The sequence below is a fragment of the Micromonospora sp. NPDC005553 genome, assembly GCF_042871765.1.
GTDB lineage: Bacteria > Actinomycetota > Actinomycetes > Mycobacteriales > Micromonosporaceae > Micromonospora.
The window spans coordinates 675022-689159 of the sequence record NZ_JBIAJD010000004.1 but is presented as its reverse complement, the minus strand read 5'-3'; the positions used below and the strand labels follow the sequence as shown (position 1 = coordinate 689159).

Below are 14138 nucleotides of genomic sequence, written 5' to 3'. Positions count from 1 at the left end.
CCCTTCCCGGCGATGACCACAATTGCGGTCGCAATGGGAAGGGAGCCTTTACGGCGTGATTGGGCCGGTCAGATGATGCCGGCCTCCCGAGCCTTGTTCTCATTGCGCTGGTGCTGCTCGTACGTCTCGGCGAATGCGGAGTGGCCCTTGTCATCGATGGCCACGAAGTAGAGCCACTTGCCGGTCGGCGTGTCCATCGCGCCTTCCAGGGCCTGCCTGCCCGGGTTGTTGATCGGGGTGGGGATCATGCCCGGCAGCTTGCGGTTGTACGGGTTCTTCGGGTCGTCCAGCTCGGCCGCCGTCATCTGCTTGGACGACTTGGTCGGCTTACCGATCGACTCCAGGTAGTAGTTGACGGTGACGTCCATCTCCAGGCAGTTGCACGGGAACTCGCCGTACGCGCGGTTGTAGGCGACCCTGGCGACCTTCCCGAGGTCGTCCTTGTTGCCCGCCTCGGCCTGGGCCAGCGAGGCCACGATCAGCGCCTCGTACGGGCTGACCTTGCGTTTCTCCTGCACCTGGTCGGCGAACTTCATCTCACCGGTCACCGACAGGAAACGGTTCACCATCAGCTTGAGGATGCTCTCGGCGGTGGACTTCGGCGGGATCTCGTAGGTGTCCGGGAAGAGGAAACCCTCGATGGACTTGACGCTCTTCTTGCCGTCACCGCGCGTGTACCACCAGTCCGGGACGCCGAGCCCCTCCGGGTCCTTCGCGGCGGCCTGGAAGTCCTTGACCGGGATCTTGGTCTTCTCGGAGAGCAGCTTGTAGATGTTGAAGCTGGTGCGGCCCTCGGGGATGGTCAACCCGTTGACGATCTTGTTCTTCAGGTCGAGCATCGCGGTCACGGCGTTCGCGCCGCTCATCTGCTTGCGCAGCTTGTACGTGCCCGGCTGGATGTTCTTGCTGCGCGAGTTGGCCTCGGCCGCCTCGATGAACGCCTTCTGGCTCTTGACCACGTCAGCTGCCACGAGGGCGTCGGCCATGTCGGCGAGCAGCGCGCCGGCCTTGATCTCGACGGTGATCTCACCAGCCCCGCTGCCGTCGTAGTCGGGGGTGACGAAGTAGTTCTGGATACGGTCGAAGCCGTAGAACGCGCCACCGCCGATGCCGCCCAACAGGAGCAGGGCCATCAGCAGAGCCAGGAACGTCTTGCCCCGGCCGCCGCCGGACCCGCTCTTGCGCTTGCGGAAGCCGCGCCGGTGCCGACCCTTCTCCCCCCGCTCCGCATCGTCGAACCCAAGATCCAGATCGTCGATCATTACGTCCGCCTCCGCTGCGCGTCCAGCCAGCTCTGCAGGATCTCCACCGCGGCCGCCTGATCGACAACCGCACGTTGACGTTTACCTCGGACGCCACGCTCGGCAAGCCTACGAGAAGCGACCACGGTCGACATCCTCTCGTCAGTGAGCGTTACCGGGACAGGCGCTATCACATCGACCAGTCGGTCAGCGTACGCCTTCACATGGACGGCCGCAGGACCGTGCTTGCCGGCGAGATTGACCGGAAGACCGACGACAACGCCGACGGCCTCGTGCTCCGCCACCAACGCGGCCAACTCGGCGAGGTCGCTCGGCACCGCGTCCGGCGCCGCCTTGAGATCGCGGGCCAGTGTGACCAGCGGCGTTGCCAAGATCCCGTCCGGATCCGAGCGGGAGATGCCCACCCGCACCTGACCGACATCCACACCGATCCGCACACCGCGCGTCAGCTCAGCCACCGACGGTCACCACCGACCGGGTACGAACCAGGGCGGACCAATCGGCCCGCCCTGACTCACAGTGATGATCCGTCACGCTTCAGTAATCGCCTTCTCGACGGTGAGCAGCAGGTTCGGTGCCTCAGCCGCGGGCAGACCGCCGCCCTGGGCCAGATCAGGGCTGCCACCGCCCCGCCCGGAGAACGCCGCCTTCACCAGATCCGACGCGGCCAGGCCCCGGCTGCGCGCCGCCGCGTTGACCGCGACCACCAGGGACGCCTTGCCGTTCGAGCGCGCCGCCACCGCGACGACCGCCGGCCGCGCCGGGTCGATCTTGCCGCGGATCTCCTGAGCCAGGGTGCGCACATCGTTACCGGCCGCGCCCTCCGGCGCCTCCGTGCCCACGTACGCGACCCCGCGCACGTCCTTGGCCTGCGCCGCGAGCGCCGCCGCGCCACCCAGCACCAACTGGGCGCGCAGCTTCTCCAGCTCCTTCTCGGCGTCCCGAAGCTGGGTGACGGTCTGCTCCACCCGGTCGGCGACCTGATCGTTGGGCACCCGGTACAGCTCGGCCAACCGGGAGACCAACAGGTGCTCCTTGGCCAGGAAGCCGAAGGCGTCCATACCGACCAGCGCCTCCACCCGGCGGACGCCGGAGCCGATCGACGACTCGGAGAGGATCTTCACGAGGCCGAGTTGGGCCGAGCGGGCCACGTGCGTGCCGCCGCACAGCTCCCGGGCGTAGTCACCCACCTCGACGACCCGCACCTCCTCGCCGTACTTCTCGCCGAAGAGCGCCATCGCGCCGATGCGCCGCGCCTCCTCCAACGAGGTGATGAAGGCGTGCACCTCCAGGTCGGCCAGCAGCACCTCGTTGACCTGCTGCTCCACGTCACGCAGGACGCTCGGCGACACCCCGGTCGGGGTGTTGAAGTCGAACCGGAGCCGACCGGGGGCGTTCAGCGACCCGGCCTGCGTGGCCGACTCTCCGAGGAAGTTGCGCATTGTCTGGTGCACCAGGTGCGTTGCGGTGTGCGACCGGGAGATCGCCCGACGCCGCGTCGTGTCGATCTCGGCGAAGCCGGCCTCACCGGCGCGTACCTCGCCCCGGATCACCCGAGCACGGTGCACGATCAGACCGGGCACCGGCTGCTGCACGTCGAGCACCTCGACCTGCCCGCCACCAACCGTGATCATGCCCTGGTCGGGCTGCTGCCCACCGCCCTCGGCGTAGAACGGGGTGGTGTCCAGCACCAGCTCGATGGTGTCGCCCTCGGTCGCCGCCTGACGCGGGCCGTCGGCGCCGAGCAGCGCCCGCACCGTCGACTCGCGGGACACCTCGCCGTACCCGGTGAACGTCACCGGACCACCCGCGTCGAGCACCGACCGGTACGCCGACAGGTCGACGTGCCCCGTCTTGCGGGCCTGCGCGTCGGCCTTCGCCCGGGTCCGCTGGTCGGCCATCAGCCGCCGGAACCCCTCGTCGTCGACGCTGAGACCCTGCTCCGCGGCGATCTCCAGGGTCAGATCGATCGGGAAGCCGTAGGTGTCGTGCAACTGGAACGCCTTCGCCCCGGACAACGCCGAGCCGCCCGCAGTGCGGGTCTCCGCGATCGCGGTGTCCAGGATCGTCGTTCCCGCCCGCAGCGTGGACAGGAACGCCTCCTCCTCCGCGTACGCGTAGTCCGCGATCCGGTCGAAGTCACTCGCCAACTCCGGGTACGACGGCGCCATGCAGTCCCGCGCCACGGGCAGCAGCTCGGGCAGCGCCCGCTCCTGCCAACCCAGCAACCGGATCGACCGGATCGCCCGACGCATGATCCGCCGCAGCACGTACCCGCGGCCCTCGTTCGACGGGGTCACCCCGTCACCGATCAGCATCAGCGCCGTGCGCACGTGATCCGCGATCACCCGCAACCGCACGTCGTCCGGGTGCGACTCACTCGCCACGTGCCCCGAGTGCGCCCCGTACCGCTTCCCGGTCAGCTCGGCCGCCCGCGCCAGGATCGGCCGGACCTCGTCGATCTCGTACAGGTTGTCCACACCCTGCAGGATCGACGCCATCCGCTCCAGGCCCATGCCCGTGTCGATGTTCTTCGCCGGCAGGTCACCCAGGATCGGATAGTCCTCCTTGTTGGTGCCCGGCCCCCGCTCGAACTGCATGAACACGAGGTTCCAGTACTCCATGTACCGGTCCTCGTCGACCGCCGGACCACCCTCACGCCCGTACTCCGGGCCCCGGTCGTAGAACAGCTCCGACGACGGACCGCACGGCCCGGGAATGCCCATCGACCAGAAGTTGTCCGCCTTGCCCCGACGCACGATCCGCTCCGCCGGCACACCCACCGACCGCCAGATCTCGTACGCCTCGTCGTCGTCGAGGTAGATCGTCGGCCAGATCCGCTCCGGATCCAGCCCGTACCCACCCTCGGCGATCGGCTTCGTGGACAACTCCCACGCCAGCGGAATCGCACCGGCCTTGAAGTAGTCCCCGAAGGAGAAGTTGCCGTTCATCTGGAAGAACGTGCCGTGCCGGCTCGTCTTACCGACCTCGTCGATGTCCGGCGTACGGATGCACTTCTGCACACTCACCGCCCGCTGGTACGCGGGCGTCTGCTGACCCAGGAAGTACGGCACGAACTGCACCATGCCGGCGTTGACGAACAGCAGGTTCGGATCGCTGATGGCGGGCAGCGGAGCGGACGGCACCACGGCGTGCCCATTCGCCTCGAAATGCGCGAGGTACCGCCGCTTGATCTCCGCCGTCTTCATCGCTGGTGTTCCTCCGGAAAGATTTCTCGATCGCCGATTCGCGGGTCTTCCCGCAGGTCGGCGAACTTGTCGTCGAACGCCTCGCCCTGGGCGAACGCGTGGTGGATCTCCTGCTCGCGTTCGGCCATCCCGACCCGGACGTCCTCCACGAAACTACGCAGCGACTCGACGAGCCCGCCAGCGGATTCCGTCAGCGAGCTGGCGATACCCGCCGGCGTGTACGCCTGCGCGGTCCGGGTCGCCTTGCGGACCACGATCACACCGACGGCCACCCCGATGCCGAGCCAGAACAAGCGCCTCATGTCCCGCTACCTCCTGGTGCGCCGGGCCGGTCAGCTGTTGCCGCGTCGCGCGGCCCGTCGCTGCTGCTTGATGGTGTCGCGTACCTCGCGCTCGGTCTCGGCGTGCCGGCGGCCGGCGGCGGCCTTCCGCACGCCGTAGCCGAACGCGGCCACCTTCACCAGAGGGTTGGCGGCCGCGGCGGAGACCACGGTGGCCAGGTTGGCGACGTTGGCGGTGACGTTCTGCGCGTGGCTGGTCATGGTGTCGACCTTCGCCAGCTGGAGGTTCACACCGTCGAGCGAGATCTGCACCTGCTCCAGCGCGGTGTTGACGTTCTTCACAGTGGTGTTCACGTCGCCGAGCAGCGGTGCGGTCCGATCGTTCAGGTCGTTGATCATGCGGGTGGTGGCGTCAACCGTGTGCCGCAGCCGCAGGATGGGCAGCGTCAGGATGAGCACCAGCACCGCGAACGCGGATGCCGCGATCAGCGCCGCTATCGCTCCAATGTCGCCCACGCCTGTCCTCCTCAAGCAGAGTTCCGCAGGACCCGACGTCCCCGGAACGCACAACCATGCCGCCCGTACCGGCCGCCGAGCCGTCGGCGCTCACCGGTAGCGGGCGTGCCCGCCAGCCCCAGACCCTACCGTCCGTGATGGAGACCGGCTCAGGACGGTGAGGGTGTCTCCTCGCCCAGCGGGTCCGCACTGACCGTCGGGAACGGATCCTCACCGGTCAGTGACGGGTCGGTGGTCGGCTGCGGCCTGGTCCGCTCGTCGTCGATCGCATTGCGCACCTTCACCGACACCAACGAGCCGGTGCACTCGGTCGCAGCGGCCGACGGGTCGCCGGACGGCACGACCGCCGGCTCGCCGTCCACCGGCGGCGGCACACAGGTCGGCTCGCGTACCCACAGGTCGAGGGTCAACTCGTCGCGACGCCAGCAGGTGTAGCTGCCCTTCGTCTCCTGCTCCGGGCAGCGGCTCACCTTCCACGGCTGCCACCCGTCCCGGCGCAGCGCGTCCTCGTAGACCTGCGCCGTCTCCTTGGGCGCTTTCTCCGAGGTCACGGTGCGCTCACGCAGCCGGCAGTCGAGCAGACACCAGCGGCTGCCGCTGACGTCGTCGACCGTCTTCGCGGCCGCCCAGCCGGGCACGCCGAGCTGGTCCAGGTTGTCGAAGACCGGGTCACGGCTCAGCGTCCGGATCCCGAAGAAGAGCGGCACCGCACCGAGCAGCACGACGCTGACCAGCACCAACACCGCCGCACGCAGGCGACGTCGTTCACGGGTCTGCCGGCGTTCCTCAGAACGGGCACCCGGTGCGGCGTCGTCGTCCGGCGCGTCCTGACCGGCCGAGCGCAGCGCTGGCCCGTCAGAGGGCTCCGGTTCCGGCCGGTCCACCGGACCGGCGGTGGCGGGCACCGCGGCGGCGGCGCGGGCCACGCCGACGGGCTCGCCGGCGCGTCCGGGCGGCGGCACGGGCGCGACACCGCTCGGCTCGGCACGGCCGGGCTCCCGATTCGGCGGCAGGGCGCGGCCGGCGGCGCGGTCGGCCGGCATGGGTCGCCCGGCCGGCGCAGCACCACGGGCCGGGCCGGACTCCCCGGTCCGGTCGTCGGCTGCCGGCTGCCCGCCGGGTGGGCGGACAGCGGCACGAGCCGCACCATCCGGACGGGCACGCGGCGGACCGTCCACACCCGGCGGCACTGCGGCACGAGCCGGACCATCCGGACGGGTCGCGTCCGGGGGTGCCGCATCGCCACCCGGGCCGGGACGCGGTGGGCCGTCGGCGCCACGGCGCCCGGTGCCGGGTGCCGGCGCGTCGCCCGGAACGGGGCGGGCCCGCCCGGGTGGGACGGAGCGGGCAGCGCCCCGAGCAGCGGGACCGCCGCCGGGTCGAGCGCCGGCGTAGGGGTCGTCGCCACTGTCGCTCGCGGCCCCCTGTCGACCGGGGGCAGCCGTACCGTCAGGGCCGGCCTCGGCCGGTCCACGTCGTCGTCGGCCGGTCGGATCCGGGGCGGGCGGTGCGTCCGGGCCGGGCCCCGCCACGGCACGGCCGCGCCGAACAGTGGGGTCCGGAGTGGGGGGCACCGCCGCAGCGCCCCGCCCACGGGCGGGCCGCTCACCGGGCGGCGAGGGGTAGGTCAGAGCCTGCTCTCCGGTGGATCCCGACCCGTCGGGCCGGACGGCGCGACGACCGGTCGGTGCGTCCGCGCCGGGGTCGACCGGCGGGCCGGCGGGCCGGCGGGCGGCGGTGCGTTCCGCGGCCGGGTCGGGCACGGCGAGCCGACCGGACGCCTGGTCGGTGAGGTCTACCGGCCCGGTGGGCGGCGCCGGACGGCGTCCCCCGGCCGGCGGACTGCCGTCTCGGCGGTTGACCACCCGCAGGGCGGGGTCGGTGTGTGGCAGGCGGCCGGCCTGGCGCAGCCAGTCCGCTGGCCGCTCCGGGCGGTCCGGCCGGTCCGGGCGGGGTTCGCCGCCGGGCGGCGTTCGGCGTTCCGGTTCATCGGAGACGACCCGGCGGCGACCGGTGCCGTCGGCGGGGCCGGTGGTGGGCAGGGCGCCACTGTGCGCGCCGGTCGCCTCGGGCACCGACGACGCGTTCCCCGAGCGGGGCACGGGTGGCGCGTTACCCGAGCGGGGCACGACCGGCTCGTCGGGTTCCGCGGCGCGGCGACGCCCGCCGGCTGTCGGACGGGCACCCTCGGACGCGCGCGCGGCGGGTTCGGGTGCACCGGGGTCGGCCGGGCCCGGACGACGCCGGGCGGTACGCGGGTCACGGTCGATGGCGGGGTCGGGCCGCAGGCCGTCCGCTGTCGACGGCACGACGCCGGCCGGCGCGCCGTCGAAGCGGGCCGGCCCGGGGGCGGCGGGAGCTCCGGCGGACCGCGTCGGGTCGGGTGCCGAGCCGGCGGCGCGGCGACCGGCGGGCGTGCCGTCGGCGGGAGGACGGGCACGGCCGGGTTCGACCGGTTGCTCCGGGCCGGGTCGGCGGACCGGCGGACCGGCGTCCGGACGGCGCAGCGGCGGCATGGAGTCGGGTTGACCGCCGGGTGCGGCGGGGTCCTGATGACGGCCCGGCGGAACAACGGCGTCCGGACGACGGGCCGGCGAAGCGGCGGCGTCCGGGCGACGACCGGCCGGTGGGCCCGAGGTCGGTGGGCCCACGGGTGGGCCGGGAGGGGCGGCCGCACCGCGCGGACGGGCCGAGCCGCCGGGCGCGTCGGGTGCCGGACGAGGCCCCGGCGGGCCGGCCGGGTCACCCCCGCCCGGGCGAGCGGAGGGCGGCGACTGTGGTGCGGCGCCGCGGGCGCCGGGCACCGGCTGAACACCGCGGCGTGGCGGCTGCCCGGCTACGGGGCCGGCTGCGGGCGGCCGGTTGTCCGGGCGACGGCCCACTGGCGGTGTCTCCCCGGGCCAGGGCCCGTCGACCGGGCGACGGGCGGCGGCACCGCCCGGTTCACTCTGACGCGGAGCCGGCGGCGCCGAGGGCTCCGACGCACTGCCGCGCGCACCGGCCGGCTCTCCCGCCGTACGCGGGGCGGCGGGTTGTGCCGGAGGCCCGGCCGGGTCTGCCGGCGGCATACCCCCGCGGGGCCGGTTCGGCTCCGCCGGTGCGCCGTCCGGGCCCAGCTCGGTGCGTTGCTGCTTGGCCGAGCGCAGATCGTCGATCCAGCCGAACTCCTCGCCGGCGACCGGCTCCTCCGGCTCGGGCTCAGCCGCCCGGCCGCGACCCCAACGGCGGGTCTTGGCGCGGGGATCGCGCCGCTCGTCCGGGCCCTCGTCCGGGCGGTCCCCACCACGCGATCTCACTGTTGACCCTCTCCTGCGGCGTCGGTGCCGCTGTCCTGCATCGTGCCGGGGGCATCCGTGCCCGTCGTCGGACGGGCGGCCCCCGGGGATAGCGCTGGCGCGGTCTGCGCCGTTACGGACGGCTCGGATGTCGGCGTCTGCGGGCGCACGGCCGGAGCCGGCAGACCACGCACGATCCGGCGCAGCAGCGGCAACCTGGTGGCCACCGACCGCTCCGCGCCGTGCGGGCTGGGCTGGTAGTAGTCGGTGCCCACCAGGTCGTCCGGGACGTACTGCTGGGTGACCACGCCGCGCTGGTCGTCGTGCGGGTAGCGGTAGCCGGTCCCGTGGCCCAACCCTCGGGCGCCGGCGTAGTGCGCGTCGCGCAGCCCTCGCGGCACCGGGCCACCGCGACCGGCCCGGACGTCGGCGATGGCGGCGCCGATGGCGGTGGTGGCCGAGTTCGACTTGGGCGCGGTGGCCAGGTGGATCACCGCCTGGGCGAGGTTGAGCTGCGCTTCGGGCAACCCGACGTACTCGACCGCGTGCGCGGCGGCGGTCGCCACGCTCAGCGCACCGGGGTCGGCCATGCCCACGTCCTCGCTGGCGAAGATGACCAGGCGACGGGCGATGAACCGGGCGTCCTCACCGGCTACCAGCATGCGTGCCAGCCAGTGCACCGCAGCGTCCACGTCCGAGCCGCGCATGCTCTTGATGAAGGCGCTGACCACGTCGTAGTGGGCGTCTCCGTCGCGGTCGTAGCGCACCGCCGCCACGTCGACGGCCTGCTCGGCGGTGGCGAGGTCGATCCGCCCGCCGCCGAGGGCCGTCGCGGAGGCGGCCGCCGCCTCCAGGGCGGTGAGTGCCTTACGGACGTCACCGGCGGCCAGCCGGACCAGGTGATCCTCGGCCTCGGTGGTCAGCACCAGCGCGCCGTCCAGACCACGCTTGTCGGCGACCGCGCGGCGCAGCAGGCCCCGCACCGCCTCGTCGTCCAACGGTTGCAGGGTGAGTAGCACGCACCGCGACAGCAGCGGTGAGATGACTGAGAAGTACGGGTTCTCGGTGGTCGCCGCCAGCAGGGTGACAGTGCGGTCCTCGACGGCGGCGAGCAGCGAATCCTGTTGGGTCTTGCTGAAGCGGTGCACCTCGTCGATGAAGAGCACGGTCTGCGGGCCACCGGAACGACGCTGGCGGCGAGCCGCCTCGATCACCGCCCGGACGTCCTTCACGCCGGCGGAGAGCGCCGACATGGCGACGAAGCGGCGGTCGGTGGCCCCGGCCACCAGGTGCGCGATCGTGGTCTTGCCGCTGCCCGGCGGGCCCCAGAGGATCACCGACATCGGAGCACCGCCGGAGACCAGTTGCCGCAGTGGTGCGCCGGGAGCGAGCAGGTGCTCCTGCCCGACCAGCTCGTCGAGGGTCACCGGGCGCATCCGGACGGGCAGGGGCGAATCGTCGGCCACCGCGGTGAAGCCGTCGACACCGGCGGGACCGTCGGGCGCGCTGCGCGACCCGGCGGGTTCACCGAGGGAGAAGAGGGCGTCGGACTCCATCACGAAGACAGTACCGGGCCGGGCCCACGACGCCGGAATCGCGCCGCAGGCCCGCCACCGGTGATCGGTTCCGGTCAGCCACGCCCGGGGCGACGGCCCCGGTACCAGCGGCCGCCGCCACCGCCGCGCGGGCCGCTGCCGACGCCGGCCAGGTAGAGCGAGAGCAGAAGCAGCCCGATGAGTACGAGGGTGTTCCAGTTGAACAGGTCCGGCGCTCCGAAGTCGGTGCCGAGCAGGTCGAGCAGCAGGGCAAAGCCAAAAACGATGGCCGCGAGAATGGCGAGCATGTCGGTCCTCCGGTGGGGGTTCCCAGTAGGTCGGCGCGTGATGTACCCAATCGGTCGACTCGCCAATCTCCACGGTGGAGGTGGCCATGCCGCGACGGCCCGACGGAGGCATTCGAACCCCGGCTCCTAGGCTGGGCCCCATGATCACCGACGACCAGGTGCTCCAGGACCGGAGCGCCGTCCTGGCCGCCGTCGGGCACCACCCGTTCGCCCGGCACGCCCTCGGACGGGCCGGGCCGGTGCGCGCGTACCAGCGTGATGGTGCCGTGCTGTGGGTGGTGCCGCCGGGGCACGGGCCGGCCGGCTGCGCGATCGGCCCGGCCGAGCCGGCGCTGGAGATCTGTGTCGCGCTGGCCACCGACGGGATGTTCCAGTCCGGACAGCGCCCGCACCTGCACCTGCCTCGACACGATCGCGGTCTGCTGGTCGACCGGCTGGCGGTGACCGAACACAGCGACTGGGACTTCCACTGGACCGACACGGCGCCGCCGGCGCAGCCGGACGAACAGCCGGTGGTCCGCCTCACCGCCGCCGACCAGCCGGCGCTGGCGGCACTAGTCGAAGAGTCGTTCCCCACCAGCACCTCGCGGCCGGGCGACCCACGGGTGGTCGACTGGTACGGCATCTGGGCCGACAACCGGTTGGTGGCGTGCGGCGCGGACCGCAGCCAGGGGGACATCGGCTTCCTGGCCGGCCTGACCGTCGCCCCCGACCAACGTGGTCGGGGGCTGGGCGCGTCCCTGACCGCCGGGATGACCCGGGCGCTGCTGGCACGTCACGACCTGGTCGGGCTCGGCGTCTACACAGACAACGTCGGTGCGGCGCGGCTCTACCGTCGGCTCGGCTACACCTCCACCCTCCCGCTCAGCTCGATCCGCCTCGCCTGACCGGCCTGCCGTCCGGTCAGGCGAGGGGCGTTCGCTAACGGTCGGTGGCGGGCACCGGGACCGCGGTCGGCTCGACGGCCGAGGCGGCCCGACGGCCGGCCAGCCAGGCGGGCAGGTAGAGCGGGGCGGCGACGGCCAACACCACAGCGCCGACCACCATCGCGGTGCTGACGCTGGTGGCGGCCGCGAGCGCGGTGAGCACCACCCCGCCGAGCGCGCCGGCCGGTTGCCCCATCATCGAGTTCAGCGAGAGCACGCTGGTCCGGTACGGGCCGTCGACCTGCCGGTGCAGCAGCCCACTGTGCAACGGGTTGGACGCGCCGTGCACCGTGTAGCAGGCGAGGTAGGCCACCAGCACGCCGACCGGCCCGGCGAACAACCCCATCCCGACCACGGTCACGCCCTGCAGGACGCGGAGCAGGGCCGCACCCGGAGCGGCGCCGAACCAGCGCAGCAGCAGTGGGGTCAGTGCCGCGCCGGCGGCCGAGGCGAGCCAGGCGGCCGAGTTCGCCGGCCCGAGCAGCACCGCGGCGCGTTCCGGATCACCGATCACCTCGGCGAGTCGGACCGGCAGCAGCGACTCGAAGGTGACCATGCCGAAGCCCCAGAACAGCTCGACGGCCACCAACGCCAGCAGCACCCGGGAACGCCGCAGCAGCCCGACGGCCTGGCCGATCATCCGGGGCGCCTGGACCACCGAGGCCCGCATCGCCGCGACCCCGGTGGCCGGCCGCTCCTCGACCAGCAGCACCACGAGCGCGACGAGCGCCGCCGTCTGCGCCACGATGGCGGCCAGCACGGGCACCGTGAGCGCGGTGACCGGCCCGATCGGGCCGAGCGCGATGAGACCACCGCTGAGCAGCGCGCCTCCGCCGATGGCGCCGCCGACGACGGTGCCGGCGTAGCCGAGGCCACGCTCGTACTCGGCCTGCGGGTCGGCGGCCAGGGTGGCGTCGACGTACCAGGACTCCAACGGGCCGCTGTCCAACGCCCGGTAGATGCCCTGCAGAGCCCAGACCACGAAGAACAGCACGAACGAGTCGGCCACGGCGAACAGCGCGAGGGAGACAAGGTTGAACACCCCGGCGGCGAGCAGCACCGGTCGACGACCGAGAGCGTCGGCGAACCCGCCGGTGGGCAACTCCAGCGCCAGCACCAGCAGGCCCTGAGCCGTACCGACCAGGCCGATCTGCGGCAGCGACAGGCCGCGCTCCTGCATCAGCAGGATCATCACCGGGATCATCAGACCCGTGGGCAGCCAGCGCAGGCCGTAGAGCGTGAGGTAACGACGCCGAACCTGACGTACGGTCAACGCGCTCACCGGAGGCCCTCGCGCAACGGGTAGGCGGCCAGGAAGACCTGCACCGGGCGGGCGTCCGGGTCGGTGGGGGCGTCGGGCTGGGCCTCGCGGTGGTAGCGCTCCAGCACCTGCCACACCTCCGCCTTGAGCTCCTCCAGTCTCGCGGGCGGGATGGTCATGAAGATGTCGCCCATGCCGAAGCCGTCCCGCCAGGCGGGTGACCACTCGTGCTGGGTGGCGAACCAGCGGTCGGCGGTCTCGACGAGGAGACGCACCTGGTCGCCCTGGATCCACTCGATCGCGGCCCGGGCGTCGGGGTCGTCATCGAAGTCGCTCGGCTCCCAGTTGGTGACGTCGTGCGCCGCCTGCCACCACCGTTGCCGCCCGGTGCCTCGGTCGGGATCCTCGATGACGAGCCCGACCTCGGCGAGTTGACGCAGGTGGTAGCTGGTCGCGCCGGTGTTTGTGCCGAGCAGTTCGGCGAGGGTGGTGGCGGTGGCGGGCCCCTTCACACGCAGGGCGCCAACCAGCCGCATTCGTAGCGGATGCGCCAGGACCCGGACCTGCCGCTTGTCGATGCGGACCTCACGTAGCGCCGCCCGCTGAGCGTCTTCGTCGTTCGCCATGAACGCAGACTATCTCTGCACACTTTCTATGCACAACTATTCTGCACAGAAAGTGTGCCTGTCAGCCGGCGAGGAGTTCGCGTACCCCGCGCACTCGCGTCCGCAGCAGGGAGGCGGCGCGCGCGGAGTCGAGGCGTACGTCCAAGGGGCGTACCAGACCGGTGGCCGCGCTGGTGGTGGTCCTCAACCCTGCCGCGTCCAAGCCGTACCGCTCGGCGACCAGCAGGCCCAGGTCGGCTCGGCTGACCGCGTCCGGGCCGGCCACGTTGAGCACACCGGCGTACGTCGAGGCGACCAGTTCCAGCACGGCGGCGGCCAGGTCGGCGACGTCGATCGGGCAGCGCAGTTCGTCGCTGAACAGGGTGGCCCGACCGGCGAGCGCGTCCCGGCAGAGCTGGATCTGCTTGCTGCCCTCCCCCACGATCAGGGAGGTCCGCACCAGCGCCGCACCCGGGTCGATCGCCCGTACGGCGGTCTCGGCCGCCGCCTTCGCGGCACCGTACGCGTGCACCGGCGTGGGTGGTTCGTCGTCGGCGTACGGCACGGGTCGTCCAGCGTGCAGCGCGTCGCTGGACACGTGCACCAGCCGGGCACCCACCTCGGCGGCGGCGACCGCCACGTGCGCGGCCCCGTCGGCGGTGACCGCCCAGTCGCCGTACCGATACGGGGTCCCGACCACGGCGTCCGGCCGCACCTCGGCGACCAGTGCGCGCACGGCGGACCGGTCGGTCACGTCCAGCCGCCGTGCCGCGACCCCCGGCACCGCGATCTCACCGGAGTGGAACGTCCCGACAACGGAGAACCCGGCGCTCAGGCCCCGCTGACAGACCTCTCGCCCGAGTAACCCACTACCCCCGACAACAAGCACCCGCATCCCAGCCCACTCCCCCACCGCCGCCGCCGACCATGAGGTTAACGAGCGACACGCCGTGGCGCGGG

At 72.6% G+C, this 14138-nt stretch carries 12 protein-coding genes; 1 reads left to right on the top strand and 11 read right to left on the bottom strand.

Features of this window, described 5'->3' with window-relative positions:
- Window positions 1–68: 68 nt before the first annotated feature.
- The 8 genes from mltG to ACFYPG_RS20210 form a co-directional block, all read right to left on the bottom strand.
- Entirely contained in the window at window positions 69–1262 is a 1194-nt protein-coding gene (mltG, locus tag ACFYPG_RS20245) for an endolytic transglycosylase MltG (protein ID WP_387353350.1), read from the bottom strand.
- Window positions 1262–1720: a Holliday junction resolvase RuvX gene (gene ruvX / locus ACFYPG_RS20240; protein WP_387353348.1), complete on the bottom strand. Its 459-nt coding sequence runs from the start codon at window positions 1718–1720 to the stop codon at window positions 1262–1264. Before ruvX ends, mltG begins: the two co-directional genes overlap by 1 nt.
- Before the next feature lie 72 nt (window positions 1721–1792).
- Window positions 1793–4471 carry an alanine--tRNA ligase gene (alaS, locus tag ACFYPG_RS20235; RefSeq protein ID WP_387353346.1) on the bottom strand — a complete coding sequence of 893 codons (2679 nt, stop codon included), beginning with the start codon at window positions 4469–4471 and terminating at the stop codon, window positions 1793–1795.
- Window positions 4468–4773, bottom strand: coding sequence for a hypothetical protein (locus ACFYPG_RS20230; protein WP_091401860.1), 306 nt, complete (start codon window positions 4771–4773; stop codon window positions 4468–4470). The genes alaS and ACFYPG_RS20230 overlap by 4 nt, the downstream gene beginning before the upstream one ends.
- 30 nt (window positions 4774–4803) lie before the next feature.
- Window positions 4804–5268 carry a DUF948 domain-containing protein gene (locus ACFYPG_RS20225; RefSeq protein WP_124823092.1) on the bottom strand — a complete coding sequence of 155 codons (465 nt, stop codon included), beginning with the start codon at window positions 5266–5268 and terminating at the stop codon, window positions 4804–4806.
- Between the two features lie 149 nt (window positions 5269–5417).
- The gene (locus tag ACFYPG_RS20220; RefSeq protein ID WP_355009241.1) at window positions 5418–6113 is read right to left on the bottom strand and encodes a hypothetical protein; all 696 of its coding nucleotides are present in this window, start codon (window positions 6111–6113) and stop codon (window positions 5418–5420) included.
- 2447 nt (window positions 6114–8560) lie between these two features.
- A complete protein-coding gene (locus ACFYPG_RS20215) occupies window positions 8561–10099 on the bottom strand; it encodes a replication-associated recombination protein A (RefSeq protein WP_387353343.1) in 1539 nt (512 codons plus the stop codon).
- A 74-nt stretch (window positions 10100–10173) separates the two neighbouring features.
- Window positions 10174–10386: a hypothetical protein gene (locus ACFYPG_RS20210; RefSeq protein WP_124855015.1), complete on the bottom strand. Its 213-nt coding sequence runs from the start codon at window positions 10384–10386 to the stop codon at window positions 10174–10176.
- Window positions 10387–10526: 140 nt separating this feature from the next.
- Here ACFYPG_RS20210 and ACFYPG_RS20205 point away from each other — a divergent pair, with 140 nt between their 5' ends.
- Window positions 10527–11273 carry a GNAT family N-acetyltransferase gene (locus tag ACFYPG_RS20205; protein ID WP_387353341.1) on the top strand — a complete coding sequence of 249 codons (747 nt, stop codon included), beginning with the start codon at window positions 10527–10529 and terminating at the stop codon, window positions 11271–11273.
- Between the two features lie 34 nt (window positions 11274–11307).
- Here the strand turns inward: ACFYPG_RS20205 and ACFYPG_RS20200 are convergent, their stop codons facing one another.
- From ACFYPG_RS20200 to ACFYPG_RS20190, 3 genes are all read right to left on the bottom strand, one after another.
- Window positions 11308–12594, bottom strand: a complete 1287-nt coding sequence (locus ACFYPG_RS20200) for an MFS transporter (RefSeq protein WP_387353339.1) — start codon at window positions 12592–12594, stop codon at window positions 11308–11310.
- The gene (locus ACFYPG_RS20195) at window positions 12591–13199 is read right to left on the bottom strand and encodes a helix-turn-helix domain-containing protein (RefSeq protein WP_355009224.1); all 609 of its coding nucleotides are present in this window, start codon (window positions 13197–13199) and stop codon (window positions 12591–12593) included. Before ACFYPG_RS20195 ends, ACFYPG_RS20200 begins: the two co-directional genes overlap by 4 nt.
- Before the next feature lie 61 nt (window positions 13200–13260).
- On the bottom strand, window positions 13261–14073 hold the full coding sequence (locus ACFYPG_RS20190; RefSeq protein ID WP_387353337.1) for a sugar nucleotide-binding protein: 813 nt from the start codon (window positions 14071–14073) through the stop codon (window positions 13261–13263).
- Between the last annotated feature and the right edge of the window lie 65 nt (window positions 14074–14138).